This window comes from Streptomyces sp. NPDC059564, from assembly GCF_042735575.1.
Taxonomy (GTDB): domain Bacteria; phylum Actinomycetota; class Actinomycetes; order Streptomycetales; family Streptomycetaceae; genus Streptomyces.
In genome coordinates this window covers 1-4,295 of sequence record NZ_JBHWBP010000499.1, presented here as the reverse complement: position 1 = coordinate 4,295, position 4,295 = coordinate 1, and the positions used below count along the sequence as shown (strand labels likewise).

Sequence of the window (4,295 nt, the reverse complement as noted above, 5' to 3'; positions counted from 1 at the left end):
CCTCCCGGTCGGCCCCGAGTCACTCGCGAAAGTCAGCGGAACGTCGGGATGATGTCGGAGCCGTACGCGTCGATGGTGGCTTCCCTGGCATCGTGCATGTCGTAGACCGCGAACTGGTCGACGCCGAGGTCGCGGAGGGCACGGAGCTTCTCGATGTGGGCTTCCGGCGGGCCCAACAGGCAGAAGCGGTCCACGATCTCGTCCGGGACGAAGTCCGCCGAAGGGTTTCCGGCGCGGCCGTGGTGGCTGTAGTCGTAGCCCTGGCGGGATTTGACGTACTCGGTCAGCTCGTCCGGGACCATCGAGGAGTGCTCGCCGTAGCGGGATACCAGGTCGGCGACGTGGTTGCCGACCATCCCGCCGAACCACCGGCACTGGTCGCGGGCGTGGGCCAGCGCCTGCGCCGAGTCGTCGGCCGTGACGTACGCCGGAGCCGCCACACAGATGGTGATCGAGTCGGGATCGCGGCCGGCCTCTACAGCAGCCTGACGCACCGCCTTGATCATCCACTCGGTGAGGTAAGGGTCGGCGAGCTGGAGGATGAACCCGTCGGCCTTCTGCCCGGCCAGGGCCAGGGCCTTCGGCCCGTACGCCGCCATCCAGACGGGCAGCTTCCCGTCCCGGATCCACGGGATCCGCAGCGGCTTGCCGTCAACCTCGGCCTCGCGCCCCTCGGCAAGGTCGCGGATGACGTCGATGGCCTCGCCGAGCCGGGCGAGGGTGTTGGGCGCCCGCCCGGCGACCCGCATCGCCGAGTCGCCGCGGCCGATCCCGCAGACCGTGCGGTTGCCGTACATGTCGTTGAGGGTGGCGAAGGTGGAGGCGGTCACCTCCCAGGTGCGGGTGCCCGGGTTGGTGACCATCGGCCCCACGTGCAGCTTCTGCGTGTTGGCCAGGATCTGGCTGTAGATGACGAACGGTTCCTGCCACAGCACCGCCGAGTCGAAGGTCCAGCCGTAGCGGAATCCGTTGCGCTCGGCGCGCTTCATGAGGCTGACGACCGCCGAGGCGGGCGGGTCGGTTTGCAGGACGAGGCCGAAGTCCATGGCTGGCTGCTCCTTGCGTGCGCTGTGCGCTTACAGGTACTGGCAGGTGGAGCGGTGGACGAAGGAGCCGTGACCCGCCCGGCCGGTGTACTCGCGCCGGTCGACGACGAGTTCGCCGCGCGAGAGGACCGTGTCGACGCGTCCCGTGATCCGCTTGCCCTCGTACGCCGAGTAGTCCACGTTCATGTGGTGCGTCTCGGCGGAGATGACCTGCTCGGCGTGCGGATCGTAGAGGACGACGTCGGCGTCGGCGCCCGGCGCGATGGTGCCCTTCCTGGGGTAGAGGCCGAACATCCGGGCCGGCGCCGCGCAGGCGATGTCGATCCAGCGGCGGCGGCTGATGTGCCCGTCCAGGACGGCCTGGTGGAGGAGGTCCATCCGGTTCTCCACCCCCGGCAGCCCGTTGGGGATCTTGGAGAAGTCGCCGCGGCCGAGCTCCTTCTGGCCGCGGAAGCAGAAGGGGCAGTGGTCGGTGGAGACCACCTGGAGGTCGTCGGTCCGCAGGCCCCGCCACAGCGCCGCCTGGTGCTCGCGCGGCCGCAGCGGGGTGGAGCAGACGTACTTGGCGCCCTGGAAGTCCGGCTCTTCGAGGTTGTCGGTGGACAGGAACAGGTACTGCGGACAGGTCTCGCCGAAGACCGGCAGACCCTTGTCCCGGGCCGCCGCCAGCTCGGCCAGCGCCTCCTCCGCCGATACGTGGACCACGTACAGCGGGGAACCCGCGACCCGGGCGAGCTGGATGGCGCGGTGCGTGGCCTCCGCCTCCAGCAGCACCTTGCGGACCTCGCCGTGGTGGCGGGGGTCGGTCTCCCCGCGCGCCAGGGCCTGTTCGATGAGCACGTCGATGGCGATGCCGTTCTCGGCGTGCATCATGATCAGCCCGCCGTTGCCGGAGGCCCGCTGCATGGCGCGCAGGATCTGCCCGTCGTCGGAGTAGAAGACCCCCGGGTACGCCATGAACAGCTTGAACGAGCTCACGCCTTCCTCGACGAGGCCGTCCATCTCCTTGAGGGTGTGCTCGTTGACGTCCGACACGATCATGTGGAAGCCGTAGTCGATCGCGCAGTTGCCGTCGGCCTTGGCGTACCAGGTGTCGAGCCCCTCGCGCAGGGAGCGGCCCATGCCCTGTACGGCGAAGTCGACGATGGTGGTGGTGCCGCCCCAGGCGGCGGCACGGGTGCCCGTCTCGAAGGTGTCCGAGGCGGCGGTGCCCCCGAACGGGAGCTCCATGTGGGTGTGCGCGTCGACCCCGCCGGGGATGACGTACTTCCCGCTCGCGTCGAGCGTGCGGTCGGCGGTCCAGGTCTCGGCGGCGGCCGAGCCGCTCGCGGCGAGGGCCGCGATCCGGCCGTCCTCGATGAGGACGTCCGCGTGGAGCTCGTCGGCGGCGGTGATCACCAGTCCGCCGCGGATCAGGGTGCGGGTGCTCATGGAACTCCCCTACGGGCTGGCTGGGTTATCGGATGCTGCGGAGGGCCTGTTCGAGGATCTCGGCGCCCTCTTCCGCCTCGGCGACGGTGAGGGAGAGCGGCGGCGCGATGCGCAGCACGCTGGTGTTGTGGCCGCCGCCCTTGCCGAGCAGCAGACCGCCCGCGCGGGCGGCCTCCAGGACGGCGGCGGCCGCCTCCGGGTCGGCCTGGCCGGTACCGGGCTTCGTCAGCTCCAGTCCGGCCATCAGGCCCCGCCCGCGGACCTCCCGTACGGCGGGCACGGCGGCGGAGACGGCGCGCAGCCGCTCCAGCAGGAGGCCGCCGACGCGGCGGGCGTTGCCCTGGAGGTCGTGCTCCAGCAGGTACGTGAGGTTCGCGAGGCCGGCCGCCATGGTGACCGGTGAACCCCCGAAGGTGGAGATGGAGTTCGAGTCCAGGCAGTTCATCACCTCGGCGCGGGCCACGACCCCGCCGATGGACATGCCGTTGCCGATGCCCTTGGCGAAGGTGAGGATGTCCGGCGGGCCGTTCTGGGCGTGGGCCTGCCAGCCCCAGAAGTGCTCTCCGGTGCGGCCCCAGCCGGTCTGCACCTCGTCGCTGATCCAGAGGATGCCGTGCCGGTCGAGGACCTCCCGGAAGGCCCCGTAGAGCCCGTCGGGCGGGGAGGTGAACCCGCCGACGCCCTGGATGGGTTCGGCGATGAGCGCGGCCACTCCCCCGCGCGCCTGGCCCAGTACGTCTTCGAGGTCCGCTACGGCGGCGGCGGTGAACTCCGCGTCCGGCAGGTCCGCGAACGGACCGCGGGTGCGGACCGCGCCGTGGACGTAGTACGTCTGGAGCGGCGAGAGGCTCGTCGGGGACCAGCCCCGGTTGCCGGTGATCGAGACGGTGGAGAAGGACCGGCCGTGGTAGCTGTTGCGCATGGCCAGGATCTGGTTGGAGCGCCGGTACGTCGTCGCGAGCAGCAGGGCCGTGTCGTTGGCCTCGGTGCCGGAGGTGGTGAAGAAGACCCGGGCGTCGGGGATGCCGGACAGGGCGGCGACCCGTTCGGCCAGCTCGACCATCGGCCGGTTCAGGTACAGGGTGGAGGAGTGGATGATCCGCCCGGCCTGTTCGGAGACGGCCTTGGTGACCTCGGGCAGGGCGTGGGCGGTCATCGTGGTGAGGATGCCGCCGAAGAAGTCGAGGTAGCGGTTCCCGTCGGCGTCCCAGACGTGGCGGCCCTCACCGTGGGTGAGCTCGATGGGGCGGTCGTAGTAGAGCGCGAGCCAGTCGGGCAGGACGGCGACGTGGCGGCTGTGCAGCGGGATGGGGTTGGTCACGGCTGTACGAGTCCTCCGTAGGCGTCGGGGCGGCGGTCGCGGTAGAAGGCCCACTGGTCGCGGACCTCCTTGATCAGGCCGAAGTCGAGGTCGCGGACGAGGAGTTCCTCCTCCTTGTCGCTGGCGACCTCCCCGACGAACTGGCCGCGCGGGTCGACGAAGTAGCTGGTGCCGTAGAAGTCGTTGTCGCCGTACTCCTCCCGGCCGACGCGGTTGATCGCGGCGACGAAGTACTCGTTGGCGACGGCGGAGGCGGGCTGTTCCAGCTGCCAGAGGTAGGAGGACAGGCTGCGGGAGGTGGCGGACGGGTTGAAGACGATCTGGGCGCCGGCCAGGCCCAGCGCGCGCCAGCCCTCGGGGAAGTGGCGGTCGTAGCAGATGTAGACGCCGACGCGGCCGACGGCGGTGTCGAAGACGGGCCAGCCGAGGTTGCCCGGGCGGAAGTAGTACTTCTCCCAGAAGCCCTTGACCTGGGGGATGTGGTGCTTGCGGTACCG

The 4,295-nt window shown here is 70.5% G+C and carries 4 protein-coding genes; all 4 read right to left on the bottom strand.

What is annotated here, in order from left to right:
* Nucleotides 1–32: 32 nt before the first annotated feature.
* Nucleotides 33–1,046 carry a TIGR03842 family LLM class F420-dependent oxidoreductase gene (locus tag ACFV0Q_RS38945; protein ID WP_385012486.1) on the bottom strand — a complete coding sequence of 338 codons (1,014 nt, stop codon included), beginning with the start codon at nucleotides 1,044–1,046 and terminating at the stop codon, nucleotides 33–35.
* 30 nt (nucleotides 1,047–1,076) lie between these two features.
* Nucleotides 1,077–2,477, bottom strand: coding sequence for a dihydropyrimidinase (gene hydA / locus ACFV0Q_RS38940; RefSeq protein ID WP_385012485.1), 1,401 nt, complete (start codon nucleotides 2,475–2,477; stop codon nucleotides 1,077–1,079).
* Nucleotides 2,478–2,502: 25 nt separating this feature from the next.
* On the bottom strand, nucleotides 2,503–3,798 hold the full coding sequence (locus ACFV0Q_RS38935; protein ID WP_385012483.1) for an aspartate aminotransferase family protein: 1,296 nt from the start codon (nucleotides 3,796–3,798) through the stop codon (nucleotides 2,503–2,505).
* Nucleotides 3,795–4,295: nitrilase-related carbon-nitrogen hydrolase (locus tag ACFV0Q_RS38930; protein ID WP_385012481.1), on the bottom strand; the 501-nt coding region annotated here is incomplete at its 5' end. The genes ACFV0Q_RS38930 and ACFV0Q_RS38935, both read right to left, overlap by 4 nt.